Below are 22,365 nucleotides of genomic sequence, written 5' to 3' on the forward strand. Positions count from 1 at the left end.
CTTAAATTATTTCCTGGTATGCTTCCAGTGTTTTGATGGCCGTATTTTGCCAGGTATAATGGGTGTAAATTTTAGATCGTAAAGGTTGACTGGGAGGTGCTTTGGCTGCCTCCTCTATTGCCGACAGAATGGATGACGGACTGGAAGGATCGCAATACCAGGCATAATCTTCAAAGTATTCCTTCGTATCTCCTTTATCCGTAATAACAATATTACATCCCATTGCGGCAGCTTCGAGGGAACTAAGGCCGGTTGTCTCAAACCAGCTGGCCAATACATGGACTTTTGCTTTACCATAGTAAGCGATCAACTCCTGTTGTGGTATGTTGTCGATAAAAGTCACGTTAGGTCCGGCTTCCTGTTTGCAGCTTTCGAAGTATTTGGCCTGATTGGTTGAAGCGCTTCCTATTATACAGAGCTTGTATTTTGTTCCGTTCAGCGCCCTGATCAGGTTCAGCTGGCTCTTTCTACCTTCTATGCGGCCAACACATATCACCAGATTGGGGTCCTTATCGAAGTGCTCCTGCTGGCTAAACAAGGCAGGTTCGATGGCATTGGGAATCGCTTTGTAGGCATGGCTAATGCCATAGTGCCGTTCCAGTCTTCTATATTCACTGTTGGAGTTGGGCAGCAACAGGGCTGCTTTTTGAATGATCTTTCTGATCGATCTTCTTTGGCCCAGCAGCAGGTATTGCGGACTTAATATCTTTTCGCCATTGACGATAAAGCGGGCCACTACTTTTATGTACTCAATCAGATCAGGGGATAACGTTCTGAATAGCATGCCGGCCATGCCGGAACGGGCGTTCTTTTCGTACTCCGTATATTCTACAAATATGGTCGATACTACATAGGGTTTTCCGGACCGCTGAATATGGACCAAAATGTCTGCAGGCCGGATAATATTGAAAAAATGCAGCAGGTCGTATTCTGCGTAATTGATCTGCTCATTGGTTAGCTTGATGTCTACTGAAACTTGCTCTTTTCTTAAATACTCAGCAGTTTTAAGTACCTGTACAGTATCTCCTCCTTTGTCTTTATAAAGAGTGGCTCTTGTTATGAATAATACTTTCAAAGGTTATTGGTTTTGTGCTGCTGGTTTTAAAAGATAGCGACGTTTAACTACTGGCTTGTTGAATTCAGGGAAAATGTTTTGCTTAAAAGCCAGTATCCAGATGGCATACTCTGCTATGTTCATCAGGTAGCTGCCGGTAAATTGATAGATGAATATGAAAAGGAACAGGGTAAGTCTGTAGTAATTACTGTAGACCTTTGTTTTAAAGTAAAGAAAAGTCACCAGGACAAGCTTAATGATTACACCAATAATCCCAAATGTTGCCAATATATCGCCCAGGTTGTTGGGAATGCCTATGTCTGCGGGCGTAAAGCGATCATAATGGTAATAGGCTGCAAAGAAGTCAACGCCTATGAGTTTCACCTGACCAAGTCCGACTCCCCAGGTCAGGCTTTTTACTTCGGCTATCTGGGTGCCAAGAATAAATGAGTCGAGTGTTCTGCCATTGAATGACTGGTCGCCTCCGGAAAGTGTATTGGTGACCCTCAGGAAGAAAACATTGTCGGGCCAGAAGATCAGCATGACTATAAGCGCAATGACCAGGACACCTATGCCAGACAACAGATACAAAAGGTTGTTGCCGGTGGACAATATCTTCCTGATGTGTAAAATACCAACAAGGATAAAGGCTATAATAAGCCCGAATATGATACCGAAAGACAGAGAAAGGATTAACGGTATGATAACCAGAGCGCCGTACAAAACACGGTTAGTCACTTCTTTGCGAAATATCTTAAGCAGAAAATAGGCCGCAAATGGTACAAACATGGTTGAATAATACGAGGGCTCATAAGTGAGCATTTTCAAGCGCCTCACAGATACATTGCCCAGCGACATCTGGTTGTCGTTCCAGAAAACCAGTTCAAGGCTTGGGATAAAGAGGAATGCTATGGATACCAATACCATAACTCCATTGATCACAACAAGGTCTTTATAGATGATCCTCAATGACTGGCAAACTTCTAAAAACTGGTAGAATGCGAGACCAAAAATGTACACCGAAAATAACAACAGTAACGACTTGAAGTAATAGAAGTACTCCACCCCATTTATAAAGTGTACGATTGAAAATGGAAGTATAAATAGAAAGAAGAGGGGTACATATTTAATGATTGGATACTTCGCCAGCCAAAGGATCAGGAGAGGGGTCAGCAAAGTTGTGTACAACAACCCAATGGGAAGCAGAAAGCCATTCAGAAAAAAGTATAGAATGACAATCGGCAAATACTTATTTATGGTTATTGATTGACTATTCACTAAACCTGTGTTTTATCAACTTTGCGGGAACGCCCCCGTAAATCCCTTCTTTTTTATATACCCCGGCTTTTACTAATGCACCGGCTGCAATAATACACCCATCTTCAATGATTGCTCCATCCAGGATTGTAACTTTTGCACCAATCCAACAGTTTTGGCCAATTTTGATTCCCTCGTGGGTCACTCCCTGCAACCGTATGGGGATATTCCTGTCGGAAAATCGGTGATTTTCTGCATGGAAGCTTACAAAGTTTCCAACGATGGTGTCCTGGCCAATCGAAATTCCACCAGCGCACCCATAAAAGTTATCTGATCCAAGCCCAACGTTATCTTCTACTGTAAGACCCTTTCCGAGGGTTCTGATGCTGCCTGTGCATTCTATTTTTGTGCGCGGACCTATTGAAACATTATTTCCCAGTGTAATGCCTTCCACTGATAATGCATCTATATAGCAGTCATTTCCAATCGTAACGCCATGGCCCATTTTAAACAGGGATTTGGCTTTAAGGGTGACGGAGGATCCTACAAAGGGTGTGTGCTTGCGCCCTATAAACCTAATCTTGCCTCTCAGGAGCATGATCACCCTGAAGAAGACCAGCCTATAAAGGTAGGAAGTGGGTATGGAGGCGTCTATATTATAAGGCTCCTTTTTGATCTTTGAAATGTATGTATTGATCAGTTTTCTTAGCATGGTAATGGTATCGAGGGTATTAGCTTTCTGTTTTTGCTATGGTAACAAGGTGTTTTTTTTGGTAAAATCTTATGATAAGGTAATAAATTGCCAGGTAACAGGTGTTGGAAAACAAGATCGTGATGGCCGCTCCGTATATTTTCCAAACAGGTATCAGCAGCATATTGAGCCCTATGCTGCCGGCTGATACGAACAATCCCGCCCACAGAACCACCGATGTTCTTTCGAAATAGGTGAGGTAATTGCTATAGAGCAATGCAAGGCAGATAACAATCTGGCCTGCCAGCATTAAGGGCAACACATAGATCACTTCATCATAGCTGTTGGGAATAATAGACAGTTTAAGGCAGCAATAGATCGTCAACATAATGGCTATCGATAAAGCAATGAGGACAAGTATGAGTTGCATGACCATTTTGTTGGTCTTTTTTATATTGGCAAGCAGGTCTTTTTCTTTAAGGAATAAGGGCAGCCATACGTTTTGCAAAGAATTGGAAATGATAGAAATGACGCTGGCACACGCAAATGCGAGGTAATAAACCGACAGTTTTTGGTATTCCACTTTTTTCTCCAGGAAGAACTTGTCGCCGAAATTGATGATAATGCTAAACAGGCTGGCTAGCATTATGGGGAGGCCCAGCTTCAATGATCTGATCATTAGTTGGAAATTAATGGCCGGGATCATATGCCTGATGTATACTCCATAGAATATAAAGAGAAGAACCAGCTCAACGCAAGCAGTTGCAGCAAAACGTACAGTAACGGAATCGAATTCTTTTGTGAGGACTAAGATAAGAATGCTGATGCCGTTGACACAGATAACCCTGAGTAGGTTGTACGTGCTGATGGTACGAATTTTTTCTGCCGTATACAGGAAATTCGTGAGCATGTAGGAGAACAGGGAAGTAACCGTAACCAGCAGTATCCATAACCGGTAACGGTCGTAATCTATTGGATTCTTGAACAGAAAGCCTATGGCTGCATAATCCAGCCTAAAAGCATAGATGGGCAGGATAATAACAGATAGACCTGCCAGCAGCAGCACGTTTATATTGAAGAGCAATTTTTTCTTCTCTTCAATATCTGTGAAATCGTGGTAAAGTTTGCTTTGAGATATAAACAGTCCTAAGTTAAGGATGGTGGCAAAGGAATAGGCGATGGATAGCAGGTAATTGAATACGCCATATTCGTCCTGGGTCATCAAGCGCAGGTACAATGGCAGCAGAATAAATGCTGAGGCCTTAACCAGGATGTCAAGTGAGAGTACAGCTAATAGACGCTTTAAAAGGACGTTTTCCTTTAAAGCTTTGAGTTTAGCAGTGAAAGTCTTTTTGTTTGACATTTCTAAAGAATAGCAATAGCTGTATTAAGCGTATGTCAGGCTAAAGTTCCTGAGCTTAGTGAAATAATCGATCTCGTTCTTTCTTGCCGTTTCGAATAGCGCCTTGTCCTTTTTTGCAAAAGCACATACATCAGCATAGAGAAATCCTTCTCTTCCTGAATAATAGTTGACCAGGTCGACAATTTTCGTTGTATCTGTTGACAGATCTATCGAAACCAGGTAGTCTCCAATGTTTTGATAGATCAACAGGTATTCGTAACCACACTCTTTTAATAATTCAAAAACCTGGAAAGGGTCTTCCCGTTGTTTTAAAATAAAGAAAGGGTCATATTCAAAGAAAATAACGGGTTGCTGAGCGGCAAGGAACTTTTTAGCGCCTTTAAGGATGATGGTGTCATATCCATCGGTATCTATTTTCAGGAACTTCGAAGTCTGAAATGTTGAAAATTCTGCCAGGATATTTTCCAGTGATCTGAATGTTACTGCTTTGCCGGTTTCTTCCAGCGATGCTGTGCCTTTGTCTCTTACCAGCGTTTTAGTGCTTTGTTCGTCATTCTCACCGATCAGGGTGAGGCAACGCTGCACCTGGCTATATTGTGTGGTATTCAGTTCCAGCAGTTTAAAGTATTGGGGATCTCCGTCGATGCATAGTATGGGCAAATTCTTATAGTTGTTTATCAATGCTGCGGTATCGCCTATGTTGGCTCCGATATCGATGGCTTTTGTATCCGGATAGTATTGATGTGTGTACTGAACCAGTCTTGTTACATTGAATCCAAACTGGGGCAGCTTTTTAAGGATATTCTTTAAAGGGTGGGATAGTGGTGCTTTGATTTTCTGATTTCCTACCTGGACAAGTACCAGTGGATTGTAGAACAGTGTAATAAATTTGATGAACTTGTTTTTTAGTATTTCCAGCATAAGTCTTATTATAAGATATGAGAATTGTCGGGTTTAAAATTGAACTAAAAAGTTTAATAGTTCTGCGATATTGATTTTCGGGTTTCTTTGCATCAGTTTCCGGATCACAAATTTTCTATCGGCACGTGGGTTCAGCTTGCGGTCTATTTTAGCGATTGCCTTGAATAAAAAGGTCGTATAGAACTTGTCATCTTCGATCTGGTAGGCTAATATCTTTTTTATCATCCACTTAGGAAAGCGAAAATAGTTTAGTAACAGGTATAGCTGGGCGAATCCTGTGAATGTATTTTGATAGTGTACAAAAGGGACGGACTTTCCGGCAATGGCAATCTGGTCATTTTCTTTGAAGCGGAACAGGTCGTTGCCCACACCTTGTTCTTCATGCCAGTATTTAATGGCTAAAGCATTCTGTACGAAGTAGAAGTCCGAGTTATATACTATGGTCCTGTCGTGCTGGATGATCTTTTTGGATGATACTAGGTATTCAAGCAGATCCTGATCGCTGCCTATCGGATTTCTATAAAAGGAGAGGTTCACCAAATGGGCATCATTTTCCCTGCATTGGCTTTTTTCTTTCCATGCCTGGGCTGAATAACCGGTGATATCCTTATTCAGGCTCTTCAGGTTTTGCTCATACATGTCGAACCAGGCCGGGTCTGATACGGATACAAGAACAGGGCAGCCTTGCAACATGAAGGTTTTGCCTGCGGTGTCGCTGGCAAGATGGTCAAGCGAAGTATGCATAACTACATCGCTATCCAGGTGCCAAAATTGCCGGTAGGAGCCGGTAGATGTAATATGAATTTGTTTGAATGCGATCCAGCGGAGCAGGCAGTTTCTTTCATACTGGCTATATCCGGCATCGATCGTTTCATAAGCGGCAATGATCTCCCTGAATTGCCTGGAGTAATCGATTATAGTAAAGCCATATTCTTGTAGCAGGGATAAGTATTGTTGCGAAAGGAGCTCTATTCCTTCCAGTATTACAACGCGGAATTCGATACTGCTCTTGTGCCTTTTCAGGCTTTCGCCTAAAAGTTCAAGAGGTATTTTCTTTCTGAAATTCTCTTCATTATCTATGCACCACGCAGCAGTGTAGAACATTATTAAAAGTTTAAACCTGTGTTTTCTACTGATTCTATATTGATGATCTTTGGCAGCTGTTGGTCAATCGTTTTTATCAATTTATCTGGCTGAATCGTTCGCAATAGGTCTGGAGGAATGTTTTGTAAAGCTGTAAATGAGCGATCATTGATGAGCTCATCTACCGTGTCGGGATAAACCGGGTAAAAATGAGGGGCAATGTCTGTGGGGTATGGAGAAAATCTTCCATAATGTAGCCCACTGAACAATGCAAAGACCGGGCAGCCTACAGCAGCTGCTAAATGTACAGCCCCGGTATCTACGCTGACCAGGCAGGTCGCTTTTTTTAAAACCGCCAGGAATTCTGGTAAGGTTGTTTTACCTGTCAGGTCAATAATATCATTGCCATACTGTTGGATGAACTCCTGGTTGTCCAATTGATCGGCCGGACCACCACAAACCACAGGTTCAAGATTATATCTTAGTTTAATATGCTTTGCCACTGCTGAAAAATGCTGTGGGGGCCATTTTTTGGTTTTTAAGCCAGAGCCGGGAAAGATGATAAAGTAGGATCCGGGTAATGAAAATCGATCGATGTTTTCTGTAGGCTTGATTTTTATATCTACCGGTACAGGCTTTTGTGTTAGCTGTTCAACGAAAGTGGCATTACGAATGGCATCAAAAAGCATGTCATTATTTTGATCTATCACCCTGGTATAGCTATAGGCAGGGGTCAGTGCTTTTTCAACTTTTGACCAGTAGACTGGCTTTTGTGACATTGTAGCTTTTTCTGAAGCTGTAGTAACGGCAGCCATGACATCGTCAACCCTGAAACTTCTTGAGTATACGAGATTGACTACCTCCGAGTAACCTGCCTGTCTAAGTTGTTTAAGCATCCTGAACCGGTAACTGAAATTTGTCCTGAACTTTTTTTTATTTAGCCAAATGATATTGTCAGCTATTGATGCATCGTATTTCTCGTAGAGCTGTTTGAAAATGGAATTACCTATGAACGTAACCTGATAATCTTTAAATGCTGCCGGTTTTTTAAAATAAGGCAATACATTTCTGGCCAGAATATAATCTCCAATTTCATCTGTTTTTATGATCAGAAGGTTTTGGGGTTTGGCCGTTGCAGGTACAAGTTTTACCAGATTATAAATCAGACGATACAAAACCAATGCTACAATATCTTTCAATGTATTTTCTTTTTTAGCAGTACAAACTTATTTATAGGTCTGCCTGTTTACGCGTTCTTCCTGCCTCTGTACAAGTTAGCCGATCACTGATTTATTAATTATAGCTGTCTACCTTTTTTCTCGTTTCGATCAGAAAGGAGAGAATAAAGCCTGCAATAAAACCAAGGGTTGTAGAGATAAGTAACACCTGTACTAAAGAAAGCGGTCTTGATAAAGCCGAAGGTTTGAATCCGTCTATTAGCGACACTGTATTTTCGTCAATATGCAGTGATCGTTGTATTGACTCTTTTTGATCTATCAGGTGATTTGACTGGACGTAGATCTCTGCGGGGTTGATTGCGTTGTTATAGAATGTCGAGGACACCTTTGTAGATGAAAGAAATTGAGTGAATTCATTTTTTAATGAATCGAGACGTTGTAATTCCAGCTCAATGGCCAGCAGTTTTTCTGAATAGATCTTTCTTTCTTCCTCTCTTATTCTTTTCAGATAAGGACGGTTGTTTAAGTAGTTCAGCAGCGCATTTTGTATGATCTCTATTGAATCTGTGTTTTTAAAACTAACGTCTAACTTGAAGGGTTGATTCAGTTTTGAAGAAGTGTCTGATATGAGGGGCAGATCAAAGATATTTTTAGCATTTATAGCTTCGATGTTGTTGGCACAGTTGATGGAAATATTTAATTCGCTCGCAAGTTTGTTGTAGCCGTTACCACCTGTGAGCAGGTCCAGCTGCGTCAGGATCTCTGCGAATGTTTTCTTGGATAGCTTATTATAGGTCAAAACCATGGACGCCCTGTAGGACTTCTTATAGCTGTAGTAGTAGCCTGCTCCCAACAGACCTCCCACTAATCCCAGCCCAAGCATAATGAACCTGCCTTTTTCTATGACTACCTGCAAAAAAGTGCAAAACCTAAAGAAGAGCTTGAGGGATGAACGAACGACATCTTTAAAACCTGCCAGATTGATTTGATCTTCGGGATGTACATTTTTGTCAGTCATAAATGGGTTCCTTTAAAACGGTATTAGTGAGGTTGTTAACAGGGCGTAAAACTAATGATAAATTAGTTTCAAAGGCCGGATGCCATCGAATGGGATATGTGGCATGGTTATTTAAAGTAATCTTTAGCAAGGTTAATAATGATATAAAATTGTATCCTTTAAAAATAATCTATGTAAAGCAACGTTTACTGTGCCTCGGGTGTCAACGAAGGAACATGTATGATTGACCGAAGGCTATAGTGAATATTTTAACATTTTTGCCTTTACGCGATACATGAATATTGGTAAAATTTGCTTTCTTTGCACGTAGAAAGGCGTAAGTAGAAACAAATTATTATTGAATGGCCTTCCCTTAGGGGAGGAAAAGCATTATTAAAGATGATGATAACGACCTTTTCCAAAATCCAGTCCTTTGAAAAGAAGACTGGCATACCTGTTGACACGACCGCCTTAAGAACTTATCTTATTGATAAGCGTAATTACTTCTTTTTCAAGCGTGTATTCGATATTTTCCTTTCATCCCTGGTTATCATTTTCCTTTTAAGCTGGCTTTTTCCCATCATTGCTTTACTGATAAAACTCGATTCTTCCGGGCCTGTTTTCTTCGTTCAACGGAGGGTAGGTCGCTGGGGACGTAGCTTTAAGTGCTTGAAATTCAGGACAATGGTAGTGAATGATCAGGCTAATGTAAAGCAAGCTACGGAGAACGATAAACGTATCACACGTGTAGGTAATTTCCTGCGGAAATCGAACCTCGATGAGTTTCCTCAATTCTTCAATGTACTGTTGGGTGATATGAGTATTGTGGGTCCCAGACCTCACATGCATTCTGATTGCAATACCTTTTCTTCTGTTGTTCAGAATTATAAGTTTAGAAACACAGTTAAACCTGGTATTACCGGACTGGCTCAGGTAAAAGGCTATCGCGGTCCTACCAAGAACTTTGAAAGCATCTTCCATCGTTATCAATTCGATGCTTTTTATATCCGCAATGCTAACTTCTGGCTGGATATGCGCATTGTTCGCAAAACAGCAGCTCAGACCTTTAAGATGGTGTTTGCTAAGTTCTTCCCTGCTGATTTAAACGGGGAGAAAGTTGAAACTACCCGTAGCTGGACTGCTTCTTTCAGAAGTTTGAACTAATTACCTTCTACATACGCTTGGTATGTTAGCATTATATGAGCGTTCACTTGCCCCATCCTTCTCTGTCAAGGCTTCTGTATTGGATCGCTTCTGCTAAATGTTCGGGTTTGATCTCCTGGCTATCAGAAAGATCGGCTATGGTCCGGCTTACTTTGAGTATCCGGTCGTAAGCTCTTGCGGATAGATTGAGCTTATCCATGGCTGTTTTTAGTAACTGCTGACCAACTGTGTTTATAGTACATATTTGCTTGAGCTGCTTGCTGGTCATTTGTGCATTACAATAAATGTCAGCATGTTCTTTATAACGGTTGGCCTGCACCTCCCTGGCTTTAATAACCCGCTCCCGGATAACGGCTGACGTTTCTCCTCCTGATTGAACACTCAGTTCAGAAAAAGATACGGGCGTAACTTCTACATGCAGATCAATTCTATCCAACAATGGCCCCGATATCTTGCTTAGATACTTTTGAATATTGCCGGGTGGACAAGAGCATTCTTTTGTCGGATGATTATAGAACCCGCATCGGCAGGGGTTCATAGCTGCTATCAATATAAAACTGGCTGGAAAATCGATGGCCATTTTGGCTCTTGAGATAGTTACCCGTCTTTCTTCTATGGGTTGCCGCATTACTTCCAACACCGATCTTTTGAATTCCGGCAGTTCATCCAGGAATAATACTCCATTATGAGCCAACGATATCTCACCAGGCTGTGGTACGCTACCGCCGCCCACGAGGGCTATATCACTAACTGTGTGGTGAGGCGCCCGGAATGGGCGTTTGACCATCAACATGGCATTGTCGGGTAGTTTGCCTGCAACCGAATGGATCTTGGTTGTTTCCAGTGCTTCTTGCAGAGATAATGGTGGTAATATAGTTGGTAAGCGCTTGGCCAACATTGTTTTGCCAGCGCCGGGCGGCCCTATCAGAATAGCATTGTGACCGCCGGCAGCAGCAATTTCCAATGCGCGTTTGATGTTCTCTTGTCCCTTTACATCGGCAAAGTCAAAATCAAAAGTGGATTGAGTAGTAAAAAACTCATCATGGGTATTAAATGTGACGGGTGTTGCTGATTGTTCCTCTCTTAATAGTTGGATCACTTCATTGATATGACTAACGCCATATACTTCGAGGTTATTGACAATGGCTGCTTCGCGGGCGTTTTGCCGGGGAATGATCAAGCCCTTGAACCCTTCTTTGCGCGCTGTAATGGCGATGGGTAAAGCGCCTTTGATGGGTTGAATGCTGCCATCCAGGTTTAGCTCGCCCATGATCACATAATCTTTCAGCTTTTCGGGATTGAGTAATTGTTCTGAGGCTGCCAGCGTACCTATTGCTATGGGAAGATCGAAGGCAGGGCCTGTCTTTTTAATACCAGCAGGGGCCAGGTTGATCACCAGTTTGCGGCGTGGCATAAAATAGCCATTGGACTTGAGGGCGCTTTCTACACGTTGGAGACTTTCTTTGACGGCACTATCGGGAAGGCCTACTATATAATAATCAGCACCGCTTAATTCGTTTACTTCAACCGTAATCGTAATGGCTTCAACGCCATATACGGCGCTTCCAAAGGTTTTTACAAGCATGGATATTGGCTATTTATCTTACTGGTTGGGGCAGAAAGATAAATAAAATATATAATATAGCAGCAGCGCTTAAGGATATTATATATATCGGCCTGCCGGCTTATAATGGTTTCACTGATCCTTCAAACAATAGTTTGGTAGATGGATCGGGAGAGATACGTTCTATAGGACCATCGACAGGTATGGTGATAGTAGACTCTTTATCCTTTACCGTGATGGTTTTATTGAACAGGTGTTTGCGGTCTGTTCCGTAAAAAGATAATTCCAGCGGGAACCGGAAGGGCGTATCCTGCTTTTGGTTTACGGTGAGGGTCACTGCTTTTTTAGTTTTGTCATATTGCCAGGTAATATCCAGTACGGGATGACCGGGCGTATATAGCCACTGCTGGAAGAACTGTTTTAGATCTTGGCCCGAAACTGCTTCCATACTCTTACGCAGGTCGTCGGTGGAAGCGTTTTTGCCGCTGAACTTTGCATAATAGGCACGGATGCCTTTCCAGAAAGCAGAGTCGCCAACCTGGTTGCGCAGCATGTGCAACACCCAGCCGCCTTTCTGGTAAGAGTTGGGATTGAGCAACGCCATATAATCTTTAACGGATGAATCGACGATGGGTTTCTGCGTTTTCTTAGTGTAAGCGATCACCTGGCCCCGGTCTTCCAGCAACATTTTGCGGGCTGTGTCTTGTCCGTATTTATTTTCAAAATACAAGATGGTCATATAAGTTGCAAAGCCTTCACTGAGCCAGATGTGTGCCCATTCTGTTTCTGTGGCCATATCGCCAAACCACTGGTGAGCTATTTCATGGGTGAGCAGTGATTCCGATTTGCGGGTACCAGTTACCGAACCTTCCGAATAAAAGATGGCGCCAGCATTTTCCAGTCCGCCAAACATAGTCTTGGACTGAACATTGGCCAGCTTCTTATAACCGTATGGGCCTACATTTTTAATGAACCAGGGTAGTATCTCGGTTGCCTGCGCATAATCATAAAAACCTTTGTCTTTGTTTTCGGGATATACCCAGCTGTAAACCGGTATGCCTTGCACATCGCCGGCATATTGTACGGCAAAATCTGCTACGCCTATCACCATTACTTTCATAGGGAGGGGCGCGGTCTCTTTATAATGGGTGAGCTTGAGGTTGTTTTCGAGTGAGGTTTCTTCTATTTGAATACCGTTGGCCACTACCTGGTAGTGGTTGGGGGCTGTAACGATGAAGTCTACAGGCGCTTTGTCGGCAGGATGATCCACGCAGGGCAACCAGTTGCGGGCGCGGTTGGGCCAGTTATCGGCAAAGAAACCGCGGTGCTTATATTTATTATTAGCGATCACAAGCCCATCAGCGGGTATGCCTTCATAAGTGATCTCGATGGTCTTTTTCTCGCCGGCTTTTGCGCTAAGTTCAATATGGATGGAATCTGTGGATTGCTTATACGTCAATATCTGATTATTCTCCGCCACTTTCTGTACGGCCATTCCCTTGCCATCAGCCCGTTTGGAGACGAGCTCAAACGTGAGGTTACTTACATTTTTTAAAAACAATACCTCAATGGCTGCTTTTCCCTGAATGTTATTGTTTTCATCATTGAGTGTGAGCGCAAATGTATAATGCTGTACATCAATGGGTGCGCCGGGCTTTTGTGCCATTGTATGATTTACCATCAACAATAATAACAAGGGTATAAGTAGCTTCATAGCAACGATGAATTTCTATGAAGATATAGGAAATGCCTAAAATATGGAATGCAGAATGAGGAGCGGCAGGAGTGACTTTTTACCGGAATAGATCGCGTATTATAGCCTTTCCAATAACTCCACTACCTTCTCCCGCTTCAGGATGAGGTAACCCAATCTGTCATTGCTGATGCCTTCTTTCAGCTGATAGCTGAAATGCAGTTGATCTCCATTGACGGTGGTCTCGAAAAAGCGGAAGGAAATATTGGGATACTGTTTGAGCTCTTCTCCGATCTCATACAAGTGAGTCGAGAGAATAAACAGGGCGCTTTTTATTTTGATCAATCCCTGGATCACGGTGAAAGAGCATTTCATAGCGTCCTGTACATTGGTGCCTTTGAACAACTCATCGATCAACACCAGCCATTTGCGGCCATCATTGATCTTCATGATCGTGTTGCGTATGCGCTGTACTTCGTTGAAGAAGTAGCTTTCGCCTTTTATGATATTGTCAACTACGTTAATATTGCTCAACAGTCCATCAAAAATGGTTAACCGCATGTTGGTGGCCGGTACGCCCATACCCAACTGGGCAAGGAATATAGCACTACCCACTGCCTTGATGAAGGTACTTTTGCCCGCCATGTTGGCGCCTGTCAGGAATACGAAGTTGCTTTCTTTGCTCATCTGTACATCGTAGGGCACAGGCGTAGGCAGCAGGATATGGTACAGTTGTTTGGCGTCTATCAAGGGTTGATCCTGCACTACAAACTCCGGAAAGCTCAGGTTGAAACGTTGTGTAGAAAGGGCCATGGAATACCAGGCATCGAAGCGGCCGTATATGTTGATCAGCTCAAATACCGGAGACTTGAAATGATCTCTTACAAAAGCACCGAAATAAATAGTCTGGGTCAGGTTGAACTTGGTGCCTGCCGGCAGTTGGCGCAGTTCCTGGATCTCCTTTTTATTCATCAGGTCTTTGGCACGGTGCAGGTAGGAGCGGATCAATACCGGCGCATTATTATTCTCGAACAAGTCGATCAACTGGTGCATACCCCTCACGAAATCTGCAAAGTGAGTCAATGAATATCTTACGAGCGAGAAATCTGCTGCGTGGAATACTTTATAGGTAAGGGCATTGAGAATATTGGCCCCGGGCATCGCATCAATATTACTATCGTAAAAACGCTCGATCACCATCACGGTACCATTGGTGATGGTAAGTGGCCAGTCATTGAGGTTGTTGTAAATAGTGCGGATGATATGCTGGGTTTCCTGTATCTGCCGCAGCTCACTAAAGGGGTTACGGAAAAATTTTAACAGCCACTCCCGGCCTTCCACCGTACGGGTGAAGTTCAGCTTATGAAAAATTGAAAATTCTTCTTCAGCCTGAAATATGGATAGGTCGTTGTAGGTGGTGTTATCTAATTCCATAGTGTTGGGACAAGTTAGTAAATATTACCGGTCGAAAGCCAATCGTTGTCCTTTCTGAGATTCATCCCATACCCCATTTCCATAAACCATATGCCCATTTACAAAAGTGTTGGTAACTGAAGCGGGAAATGTAAATCCTTCCAATGGGCTCCAGCCGCATTTGTACAATATATTATCGGGGGTAATCGTGTAGGGCTTTTGCAAGTCTACTATTACGAGATCAGCCTTGTATCCTTCTCTGATGAAGCCTCTGTCGGCAATCTGGAAGCAGGTGGCCACCGCATGGCTCATTTTTTCTACTACTTTTTCGATCGTAATAGCCCCCTGTTGCACATAGTGCAGCATCAGCAGCAGGGAATGTTGTACCAGGGGCAGACCGGCGTGTGACTTTTCATATCCACCACCGGGTATCAATTGTAAGGTGCCATCGGATGTACGTACATATCCTTTTTCTTCCAATGTATGCGGAGCATGATCGGTAGCGATCACATCGAGCCGGTCATCGAGTAATGCTTTCCATAAAGCTTCCCGGTTATTCGGTGCTTTGATGGCAGGATTACATTTGATGCGATTGCCAAGGGTAGCATAGTCTTCACTGGTAAAGTGGAGATGGTGCACGCATACTTCACAGGTAATATTTTTCTGGCTCAGGGGCACCATGTTGGTGAAGAGCTGTAATTCTTTTTCCGTACTGATGTGCAGGATATGGAGCCGGCTATTGTGTTTTTTAGCAAACTGGATAGCAGTAAGGGAAGATTCAAAGCATCCGTTCTCATCACGGATGAGTGGGTGGTCAGCTGCTTCGAGAACACTTTTTTCCTTTTTGATGCGCTCGAGATTGGCTTTGATGATCTTTTCATCTTCGCAGTGGGTAGCGATCAACACTTCACTGCCGCCAAATATCTTGTCGAGCGTGAGGTAGTTGTCGACTAACAACCCGCCGGTTGATGAGCCCATGAATATTTTGACGCCGCATATATCTTTTTTACGGTCATTGGTCCGCAACACCTCATCGGTATTGTCATTACTGGTGCCCATGAAAAAGGAGTAATTAGCCAGTGCTGTGTTGGCACCAATGTTGTACTTGTCTTCCAGCAATTGCTGGGTAAATACCGGGGGCATGGTATTGGGCATTTCCATAAAAGAGGTAACGCCGCCGGCCACTGCCGCTTTGGATTCTGTATATATATTGGCTTTATGGGTAAGGCCGGGTTCACGAAAGTGTACCTGGTCGTCGATGGCGCCGGGTAATAAATGCTTGCCTTCGCCGTTAATTTCGGTAACAGCTATACCGGGTTGAATGGAAGGGCCGATCTTTTCAATTCTGCCATTTTTAATCAGTACATCGTTCACTGCAGACTTGCCTTCGTTGACCACCGTAATATTCTTAATCAGGTAATTTTGCATATCTTGAATTCTGAATAGTATGTTTTTTGCTAATTTATAGTCCTGTGAGGTTCTTTGGGCACGGCCCCAAAAGCGCCCTTTGACCCTGAAAGCACCTATTTAAACAATCGAACATGCAATTTATCGCAAAATCCATTCTCCGGCTCTCCGTTTTATTGTTTCCTGTCGTTTCATTGGCCCAGTCTACTTACCTGCCACAAGGGAATAAACACCAGCCCTTGCTCGACCGGCTTGAGATCAGGCTGCAAAACTATACCGACCTGAATGTTAGTACCCTGAAGCCGCTGAGCCGCCGCATGGTGGCGCGGGCTGGGGAGTATGCCGATTCTTTACAAAAAGCGGATGGCACCCTGCTTTCACCGGTAGACCAATATAACCTGCGAAGCCTGTTGATGAACAATTCGGAATGGGTACAGGGCGATACGACTGGCTTTACCAGTAAAAAGCCTATCTGGAACACCTTCTATAAAACCAGGGCCAACTTCCTGGAGGTAAATGAGAAGGACTTCTTCCTGGCAGTAAATCCGGTGATACAACAACAGCAGTCTATTGAAAGTAATAATAACGATGAGCGCATCTTCCTCAACTCGAAAGGGGTTGCCTTTCGCGGATTGCTCGCCAAGCGGCTGGGCTTTTCCGGCTATTTTACGGATAACCAGGAGCGGGCGCCTTTATTTGTGCAGCAGCGTATCATAGCTAATGATGCTGTGCCGGGCGTAGGGTTTTATAAGGACTTTAAAACTACTGCTACCGATTATATCGATGCCCGTGGTTCTATCAACTTTACAGCTGCCAAGTACCTCGAATTTCAGTTTGGTTATGATAAGAATTTTATCGGTAATGGTTACCGCAGTTTGTTTCTGAGTGATTTTGGCAATAGTTACCTGTTCCTGAAGATCAATACCCGCATCTGGAAGTTGAATTACATGAACCTGTTCATGGAGCTGGTGCCCCAAACGCTGGCCATCAGTTCGGGTGATAAGCTGCTCGACCGGAAATATACAGCCATTCACCACCTGAGCATGCAAATGACGCGGTGGTTGAATGTGGGCATCTTCGAGGCGGTAACTTTTGGTCGTAGAAACCATTTCGATTTCCTGTACCTGAATCCAATCATTTTCCTGCGGGCTTCCGAACAGCAGGCGGGTAGTGCCGATAATGCTATTATCGGGCTCGACGTGAAGGCCAATGTGGCTAAGCGTTTCCAGTTCTATGGTCAGCTGATGCTGGATGAGTTTGTGTTGAAAGAGATCAGGGGCGGCAATGGTTGGTGGGCCAATAAGTTTGGCATCCAGGCCGGCGGCAAATACATCGATGCTCTTGGTGTGAAGAACCTTGACCTGCAGGGCGAAATAAATCTTGTGCGTCCTTTTAGTTATTCGCACTATGATTCATTAGCGAATTACACACACTATAACCAGCCCCTGGCTCATCCGCTGGGCGCTAATTTCATAGAGGCTATTGGTATCGTGCGTTACCAGCCGCATCCTAAATGGACTACTTCTGCCCGCCTCATCTTGTGGAAGCAGGGCACTGATACCGCCAATAGTAATGTGGGCACCAATATCTTTATGTCCAGTACTACCCGTGCTTCCGATTATGGATTCAATTTGCCCAGTGGTCCCCGGTCAAATGGGGTGAATGCCCAGTTGCTGGCATCTTACGAGCTGAAAGAAAATATCTTCATAGATGGTGCTGTCCTCATCCGCCGCCTGACGTCGGCCGTGACGCCCAACCGTAATACATCTGTTTTTACATTGGGTGTGCGCATAAATATGTTCCGCCGGGAGTATGATTATTAATGCAAAAAAGCAGGGGCATTGCTGCCATCCTGCTTAAATGTAACCGATATTGCCCCGACCATAGGTCTAAGGGTAATACCTGTAGGAAACCACCACTGTTAAAGGACTGACTAAATCCTGAAGCACTAAAGTACAGGACAGGGGGCTGCAAGTGCCCGGTCTGTATGTGAACGACAGGATTTTGTATGTGAATGTGGGGAGGTTGGGGGTGAAGGGATTACCTGAAATCGAAGTTTCTCAAAAACTCTTCTTTATAATTCCGGCCAATGGGCAGTTCGGCCTTATTGATCTGCACTTCCTGATCATTGAATGATTGAATGGCATTGATGTTTACGGCATATGACCGGTGAATGCGCACCAGGGGTTTGTAGTTGATCTTTTCCAGCAGCTGGCTCAGAGACAGACGCAGTACAAATTTTTTATCTATGGTGAGTACGTTGACGTAGTTGTTATCCGCTTCGATGTATAACAGTTCGGGGAGCTTGATCTTCACAAATACATAATTGTTCTTCACAAAAATGTAATCGTTCATTTGTAATACGGTTTCCTTGTCGGCCGTATCGGGCACTGGTTTGCCGGCATTCTTTTCGATGGGTATCACTTTGCCGGTAGACTCCTGGCTGCGTGCTGTGGCAAAGTTGTTAATGGCCAGCTCGATGGCTATGCGTACGTTGGTAACATTATAAGGTTTGGTAAGAAAGGCCGCAGCCTGGATATGTTTTACCCGGCTTACTGTTACCGGATCAGTGAAGGCTGTCAGAAAGATAACGGGCACCGTTCTGATTTGCAACAGCTCGGTGGCTGTGTCGATGCCATCTTTATCGCCAATAATATTGATATCCATTAACAGGATATCGATGTGGTTACTGTTGAATAGTTCTTTGGCCTCTGCTGCATTGTCGGCGATACCTGCCACATGGTACCCATCGCGCTCCAACCCGGTAGCAAGGTCCAGTGCTACGATGGATTCATCTTCTACGATAAGTACAGTTATTTTTTCGCCAGACATAGTCACTTTTTATAATCGTCTTTCTAATAGTTACGCAGCTTGCCGCGGGATCATGATGGTAAACTCGGTTCCCTCATTGACCACCAGTGTTTGTTTGGCCCGCATTTGCTTGCACAAAGCGCCGATCAGCTGTTTGCCGAATGAGTTGCTCTTTTGCTTCCAGGCTTCCTCATTAATGCCAATGCCATTGTCTTTGATCACAAAAGTGAGGTTGTTGGCATCTTCTGTAAGGCTGATCAATAAGGAAGGGTGCCCGATGTCGCGGTAAGCATACTTGAGCGAGTTGGTGATCATTTCATTGATGATAAGGCCGATGGGCAGGGCTTTGTCTATATCCATCATTTCATGATCGATCCTGATCTGCAGGTCAAAGCTATTGCGGTCGAAGCCATAGGAGGATAATAAAGACTCTGCCAGATCGGTCAGGTATTCTTTCATGTTCACAGCCGTCAACTCTTCTTTCTTGTAGAGTCGTTGGTGAATAAAGCTCATGGCCTGTACACGTTGCTGGCTTTCACGCAATACGGATACCGTTCCTTCATCCTGCACCTTGTAGGTTTGCAGGCTTAGCAGGCTGCTTACGATCTGGAGGTTGTTCTTCACCCGGTGGTGCAACTCCTTCATCATCATTTCCAGGTTCTTCGATTGGGCAGCTATCTGTCGTCGTTGTTTGGTTACCCGGCGATACAGCCATATCATACAGCCGGTTAATCCTGCAAGGAGTATGAGTCCTATCGCCAGGTACATAATGCGTTTGCTTTGGGCGCTGCTGGCTGTTTTCAGCTGCTCTATTTGAGCTTCCTTTTTAGCTGTTTCATATTTCGTTTGCAGGGCCACTACTTCTGTATTCTTGGCCACATTATTCAGCGAGTCATCCAGTTTATCGGCCAATACATAGTAATGCAGAGCCGAATCGGTACGGCCTGTTGCTTTGAATGTGGTGTGCAGCTGGCGATAGGCATTCACCAGGCGCTCGGGCCAGTTCAGCCCCCGGGCCGATTCTTCCATTTTATGGGCATACAACAGGGCCTGCGGATAATCGTTGAGCTTCATGTAGGCACTGGAAATATTACCATAGTTGAACGACAGCCCGGGCGGATAATTCTTCTTATTGAATTCAACAGCTTTAAACAGGTAGTCCAATGCTTTGTGGTAATCTTTCTTGTATTCGAGGTATACCTGGCTGATGTTGTTGTACAGTTTGCTGGTACTGGCCCCTTTGCCCGAAAGCGTGATCAATTGTAAGGCTAAGGTGTAGTGTGCAAAAGCGGTATCATAATAATGCAGCTTGCTGGCATGCATCCTTGCTTTGTCGCGGTAGGTAATGCCAAGGTTGTTCAAGGCGTCGACCAATCCTATCGTGTCGGCTACTGATTCAAACAGGGTATAGCCCTGCCGGTTATATTGTATGCTCTTGTTCAGGTATTCTTCTGTAAGGTTGTGGCTCGACATGTCTTTGTACACCATCGCTATGTGCAGGTAAGTATCTCCCAGCAGAATGGTATTCTTCATTTTCTCGTAAAGGTTGATCACCTTGAAGAACTGGTCGAGCGAAGTGGCATAGTCTCCTTTGTTGCGGTTGGCAACAGCGATACGCAGGGTGCCCTTGGCGATGCCCCTGTCGAATTTCAATTGTGTTGCCAGTGCGATGGCCTGGTTGGCTATATTGATCACACTATCTGCATTCGTGTCCAGGTAGGTGTGAGATAGCTTATTGAGGAGGTTGACCTTGTTGGTATCGGCAGCCATGGTGGCAATTACCTGTTGCAGACTATCCTGGTAGCGGGTAGGCTTTTGTGCCGATGCAGACAGGCAGACAAAGACAAACATCAATGTGATGATGCCCGGGGTGTATGGTGTTTTTTTAGGCAGGGGATCGATGGTTTCCTGCTACGAAGGTAATAGAGAAAGTGACTATCGCATAATCACTTTAGTAAGCGGGATAAATAAAAACCTCCCATTTTCGTGGGAGGTTTGCACTAATCAAAATACATTAACCATTAAACCTTATCCTATGATGATTCAAATGTATATAAAATTTTAGTTATAATTGGTGCCTGTGCACAATATGTGCTTATTTTAACATTTATTCACGGATGCGTTTTTGATGCGGCGCCTCGTCTGCAGTGGTTATGATCGGGGTTTCTACAGCTCCCAGATTGTAGCTAATTGTTGCAGGCGCGGCTTGCGGCTCAACACAATTACAATTGCAATTCTTTGGTTTTAACTGTTCTGCACTTTTGAGTTCCCTGATCACCTTGCGTAATTCAATGCCTGTTTGCGTTGTAGCAGCTTGTATTTTAAGATCGGGAATACCCATCTCTTTGGTGGCCTTTTGGAAGGCTTCCTGTGTGGTGATGGCAAGTTCGAGGTTCAGTTCCTGCTGCGTGGACGTTGTAAAAGGGGTGATGGCAAAGAGTAGTTGATCGTCCTGTTCTCCCACTGCAAACACCCAGGCCTTACTGCCTTGTGGCAGGTTTATTTTGCCATCATCATTGGCAAAGCCATAACTATCTTCCTTGTCTTTTAATAGTCCTGCTTGAGTAAGTACTTTCAAGTCAGGAATGACAAGGTAGAGTTCAAAATGCTTCCGGTAGGTACCCTGCATGCGCACTATCAACGTACTTTCTACCGTGCCCTCCATCTTTTTTAATAAGATGTCAACGTTGTACCAGCCAAATGCTTCAATGGTAAACTGGTAATACAAGGATTTTTCAGATTTGGGGTCGACCAGGTTGTCCGGCACTTCAATGGGTAGAACAATGGTATCGGCATTTCCAGGGGGCATAATGATTGTATCTTTTCTTCTGTCTACTTCAACCATGTCGCTACTGTCCTGTTCCAGTTTTCGCTTCAGTTGTTCGAGCCGGCCTGCTACTTCCATGTATGCATAGCAGCTGTCAAGGCACTGGAGAATTCCATTATCGGGTATGGGTAGTTGTAACCGATCTGACTCGTTTTCAATATATGCGTAAAGGACATCCAGCTCCTCATCCGTGAGTGAAGGAAAACTGGTCATAGGAGTCTTGTGCCATTTTTCATACAGTGCGCAGAAGTATGGACTACGAGCTATTGCTGCCTGGTTGTTTCTTGTAAATCCGTACAGATCTATGTACGGCCTTCCTTCTTCTCCCCGGTATTTATCAAGCCGCTTTACTACGTGTGCCAGTTTGGGACCTGTGAGGTCTTTATCGATCTTATGGCAGGTGGCGCAGTTATTCACAAATAATTGCTTACCCATTTCGAGTCCGGCTTGTTGTGGGTTAGGAGGCAGGGGAGCCGGATCGGTCCAGTTGATCGTGCTATCAGGTTGCACCTCCCCTTTGAATAATTGCATATTAGGATCGATAAATGGAGTAGGGGTAGATACGGTAATTGCCTTGGCAATGTGCACCGTGTTTTCACCGGTGGCATTCAGGTAGATCATACCGCCACTGCTCAGCGGTTGTCCATTGCTGCTGGTGGTGAGTCCGGCCGCTATAATATCCTGCATGGTGTAGGCTTCCTTCACTTCCAGTTGCACGAGGCTGTTACCACTGGTTTCCAATGTTCCTTTAGGTAGCCGGATGATAGCTCCTTTCCGGGTTACGAGAACCGTGTCTTTGGTGATGTCAACTGTAAATAACTGGGCAGCGAAGCTGGAAGTTTTGAGCAGAGAAGAGAGTGTGCGATGACGGTCAATTTGCCGGCAGCTGACAATAATAGCTATCAGCAAGGCCGCTACGGTGAGGGTCTTTTTCATAAACAG

At 44.1% G+C, this 22,365-nt stretch carries 17 protein-coding genes; 2 read left to right on the plus strand and 15 right to left on the minus strand.

Going from position 1 to position 22,365, the window contains the following annotated elements; genetic code table 11:
• Position 1: 1 nt before the first annotated feature.
• The 8 genes from AC5JBY_RS08790 to AC5JBY_RS08825 all read right to left on the minus strand — a co-directional run bounded on the left by AC5JBY_RS08790 (position 2) and on the right by AC5JBY_RS08825 (position 8,565).
• On the minus strand, positions 2-1,075 hold the full coding sequence (locus AC5JBY_RS08790) for a glycosyltransferase family 4 protein (RefSeq protein WP_495904199.1): 1,074 nt from the start codon (positions 1,073-1,075) through the stop codon (positions 2-4).
• Between the two features lie 3 nt (positions 1,076-1,078).
• Complete coding sequence (locus AC5JBY_RS08795; protein ID WP_495904200.1) at positions 1,079-2,299, minus strand: hypothetical protein; 1,221 nt, start codon at positions 2,297-2,299, stop codon at positions 1,079-1,081.
• Positions 2,300-2,324: 25 nt separating this feature from the next.
• Positions 2,325-3,023 (minus strand): acyltransferase, encoded by a 699-nt coding sequence (locus AC5JBY_RS08800; protein WP_495904201.1) that lies wholly within the window; start codon positions 3,021-3,023, stop codon positions 2,325-2,327.
• Positions 3,024-3,042: 19 nt separating this feature from the next.
• Positions 3,043-4,365 (minus strand): lipopolysaccharide biosynthesis protein, encoded by a 1,323-nt coding sequence (locus tag AC5JBY_RS08805; protein WP_495904202.1) that lies wholly within the window; start codon positions 4,363-4,365, stop codon positions 3,043-3,045.
• A 24-nt stretch (positions 4,366-4,389) separates the two neighbouring features.
• Positions 4,390-5,286, minus strand: a complete 897-nt coding sequence (locus tag AC5JBY_RS08810; RefSeq protein ID WP_495904203.1) for an FkbM family methyltransferase — start codon at positions 5,284-5,286, stop codon at positions 4,390-4,392.
• 33 nt (positions 5,287-5,319) lie between these two features.
• Entirely contained in the window at positions 5,320-6,390 is a 1,071-nt protein-coding gene (locus AC5JBY_RS08815; protein WP_495904204.1) for a hypothetical protein, read from the minus strand.
• A gap of 2 nt (positions 6,391-6,392) precedes the next feature.
• Positions 6,393-7,568, minus strand: a complete 1,176-nt coding sequence (locus AC5JBY_RS08820; protein WP_495904205.1) for a glycosyltransferase family 9 protein — start codon at positions 7,566-7,568, stop codon at positions 6,393-6,395.
• 94 nt (positions 7,569-7,662) lie between these two features.
• Complete coding sequence (locus AC5JBY_RS08825) at positions 7,663-8,565, minus strand: hypothetical protein (protein ID WP_495904206.1); 903 nt, start codon at positions 8,563-8,565, stop codon at positions 7,663-7,665.
• Between the two features lie 378 nt (positions 8,566-8,943).
• Between AC5JBY_RS08825 and AC5JBY_RS08830 the strand changes: the two genes are divergently transcribed.
• Positions 8,944-9,708, plus strand: coding sequence for a sugar transferase (locus AC5JBY_RS08830; protein ID WP_495904207.1), 765 nt, complete (start codon positions 8,944-8,946; stop codon positions 9,706-9,708).
• Between the two features lie 43 nt (positions 9,709-9,751).
• On the opposite strand, the gene AC5JBY_RS08835 is transcribed toward AC5JBY_RS08830, so the two are convergent.
• The 4 genes from AC5JBY_RS08835 to AC5JBY_RS08850 all read right to left on the minus strand — a co-directional run bounded on the left by AC5JBY_RS08835 (position 9,752) and on the right by AC5JBY_RS08850 (position 15,806).
• Positions 9,752-11,293 carry a YifB family Mg chelatase-like AAA ATPase gene (locus AC5JBY_RS08835; RefSeq protein WP_495904208.1) on the minus strand — a complete coding sequence of 514 codons (1,542 nt, stop codon included), beginning with the start codon at positions 11,291-11,293 and terminating at the stop codon, positions 9,752-9,754.
• A gap of 100 nt (positions 11,294-11,393) precedes the next feature.
• A complete protein-coding gene (locus AC5JBY_RS08840) occupies positions 11,394-12,986 on the minus strand; it encodes a M1 family metallopeptidase (protein WP_495904209.1) in 1,593 nt (530 codons plus the stop codon).
• 99 nt (positions 12,987-13,085) lie between these two features.
• Complete coding sequence (locus AC5JBY_RS08845) at positions 13,086-14,399, minus strand: MutS-related protein (protein WP_495904210.1); 1,314 nt, start codon at positions 14,397-14,399, stop codon at positions 13,086-13,088.
• Between the two features lie 24 nt (positions 14,400-14,423).
• Entirely contained in the window at positions 14,424-15,806 is a 1,383-nt protein-coding gene (locus AC5JBY_RS08850) for a dihydroorotase (protein ID WP_495904211.1), read from the minus strand.
• 113 nt (positions 15,807-15,919) lie between these two features.
• Here AC5JBY_RS08850 and AC5JBY_RS08855 point away from each other — a divergent pair, with 113 nt between their 5' ends.
• The gene (locus AC5JBY_RS08855) at positions 15,920-17,608 is read left to right on the plus strand and encodes a hypothetical protein (protein ID WP_495904212.1); all 1,689 of its coding nucleotides are present in this window, start codon (positions 15,920-15,922) and stop codon (positions 17,606-17,608) included.
• A gap of 217 nt (positions 17,609-17,825) precedes the next feature.
• Here AC5JBY_RS08855 and AC5JBY_RS08860 read toward each other — a convergent pair whose 3' ends face one another.
• The 3 genes from AC5JBY_RS08860 to AC5JBY_RS08870 all read right to left on the minus strand — a co-directional run bounded on the left by AC5JBY_RS08860 (position 17,826) and on the right by AC5JBY_RS08870 (position 22,359).
• Positions 17,826-18,617, minus strand: coding sequence for a LytR/AlgR family response regulator transcription factor (locus AC5JBY_RS08860; protein ID WP_495904213.1), 792 nt, complete (start codon positions 18,615-18,617; stop codon positions 17,826-17,828).
• Between the two features lie 30 nt (positions 18,618-18,647).
• A complete protein-coding gene (locus AC5JBY_RS08865; protein WP_495904214.1) occupies positions 18,648-20,447 on the minus strand; it encodes a tetratricopeptide repeat-containing sensor histidine kinase in 1,800 nt (599 codons plus the stop codon).
• A 256-nt stretch (positions 20,448-20,703) separates the two neighbouring features.
• On the minus strand, positions 20,704-22,359 hold the full coding sequence (locus AC5JBY_RS08870; protein ID WP_495904215.1) for a c-type cytochrome: 1,656 nt from the start codon (positions 22,357-22,359) through the stop codon (positions 20,704-20,706).
• Between the last annotated feature and the right edge of the window lie 6 nt (positions 22,360-22,365).

It is taken from the genome of Paraflavitalea sp. (assembly GCF_059502485.1).

Excerpts from the sequence above, each read along its gene's own strand:
- AC5JBY_RS08800 (WP_495904201.1), bottom strand. The coding sequence starts at position 3,023 with ATGCTAAGAAAACTGATCAATACATACATTTCAAAGATCAAAAAGGAG.
- AC5JBY_RS08805 (WP_495904202.1), bottom strand. The coding sequence starts at position 4,365 with ATGTCAAACAAAAAGACTTTCACTGCTAAACTCAAAGCTTTAAAGGAA.
- AC5JBY_RS08810 (WP_495904203.1), bottom strand. The coding sequence starts at position 5,286 with ATGCTGGAAATACTAAAAAACAAGTTCATCAAATTTATTACACTGTTC.
- AC5JBY_RS08815 (WP_495904204.1), bottom strand. The coding sequence starts at position 6,390 with ATGTTCTACACTGCTGCGTGGTGCATAGATAATGAAGAGAATTTCAGA.
- AC5JBY_RS08825 (WP_495904206.1), bottom strand. The coding sequence starts at position 8,565 with ATGACTGACAAAAATGTACATCCCGAAGATCAAATCAATCTGGCAGGT.
- AC5JBY_RS08830 (WP_495904207.1), top strand. The coding sequence starts at position 8,944 with ATGATGATAACGACCTTTTCCAAAATCCAGTCCTTTGAAAAGAAGACT.
- AC5JBY_RS08835 (WP_495904208.1), bottom strand. The coding sequence starts at position 11,293 with ATGCTTGTAAAAACCTTTGGAAGCGCCGTATATGGCGTTGAAGCCATT.
- AC5JBY_RS08840 (WP_495904209.1), bottom strand. The coding sequence starts at position 12,986 with ATGAAGCTACTTATACCCTTGTTATTATTGTTGATGGTAAATCATACA.
- AC5JBY_RS08845 (WP_495904210.1), bottom strand. The coding sequence starts at position 14,399 with ATGGAATTAGATAACACCACCTACAACGACCTATCCATATTTCAGGCT.
- AC5JBY_RS08850 (WP_495904211.1), bottom strand. The coding sequence starts at position 15,806 with ATGCAAAATTACCTGATTAAGAATATTACGGTGGTCAACGAAGGCAAG.
- AC5JBY_RS08855 (WP_495904212.1), top strand. The coding sequence starts at position 15,920 with ATGCAATTTATCGCAAAATCCATTCTCCGGCTCTCCGTTTTATTGTTT.
- AC5JBY_RS08860 (WP_495904213.1), bottom strand. The coding sequence starts at position 18,617 with ATGTCTGGCGAAAAAATAACTGTACTTATCGTAGAAGATGAATCCATC.
- AC5JBY_RS08865 (WP_495904214.1), bottom strand. The coding sequence starts at position 20,447 with ATGTTTGTCTTTGTCTGCCTGTCTGCATCGGCACAAAAGCCTACCCGC.
- AC5JBY_RS08870 (WP_495904215.1), bottom strand. The coding sequence starts at position 22,359 with ATGAAAAAGACCCTCACCGTAGCGGCCTTGCTGATAGCTATTATTGTC.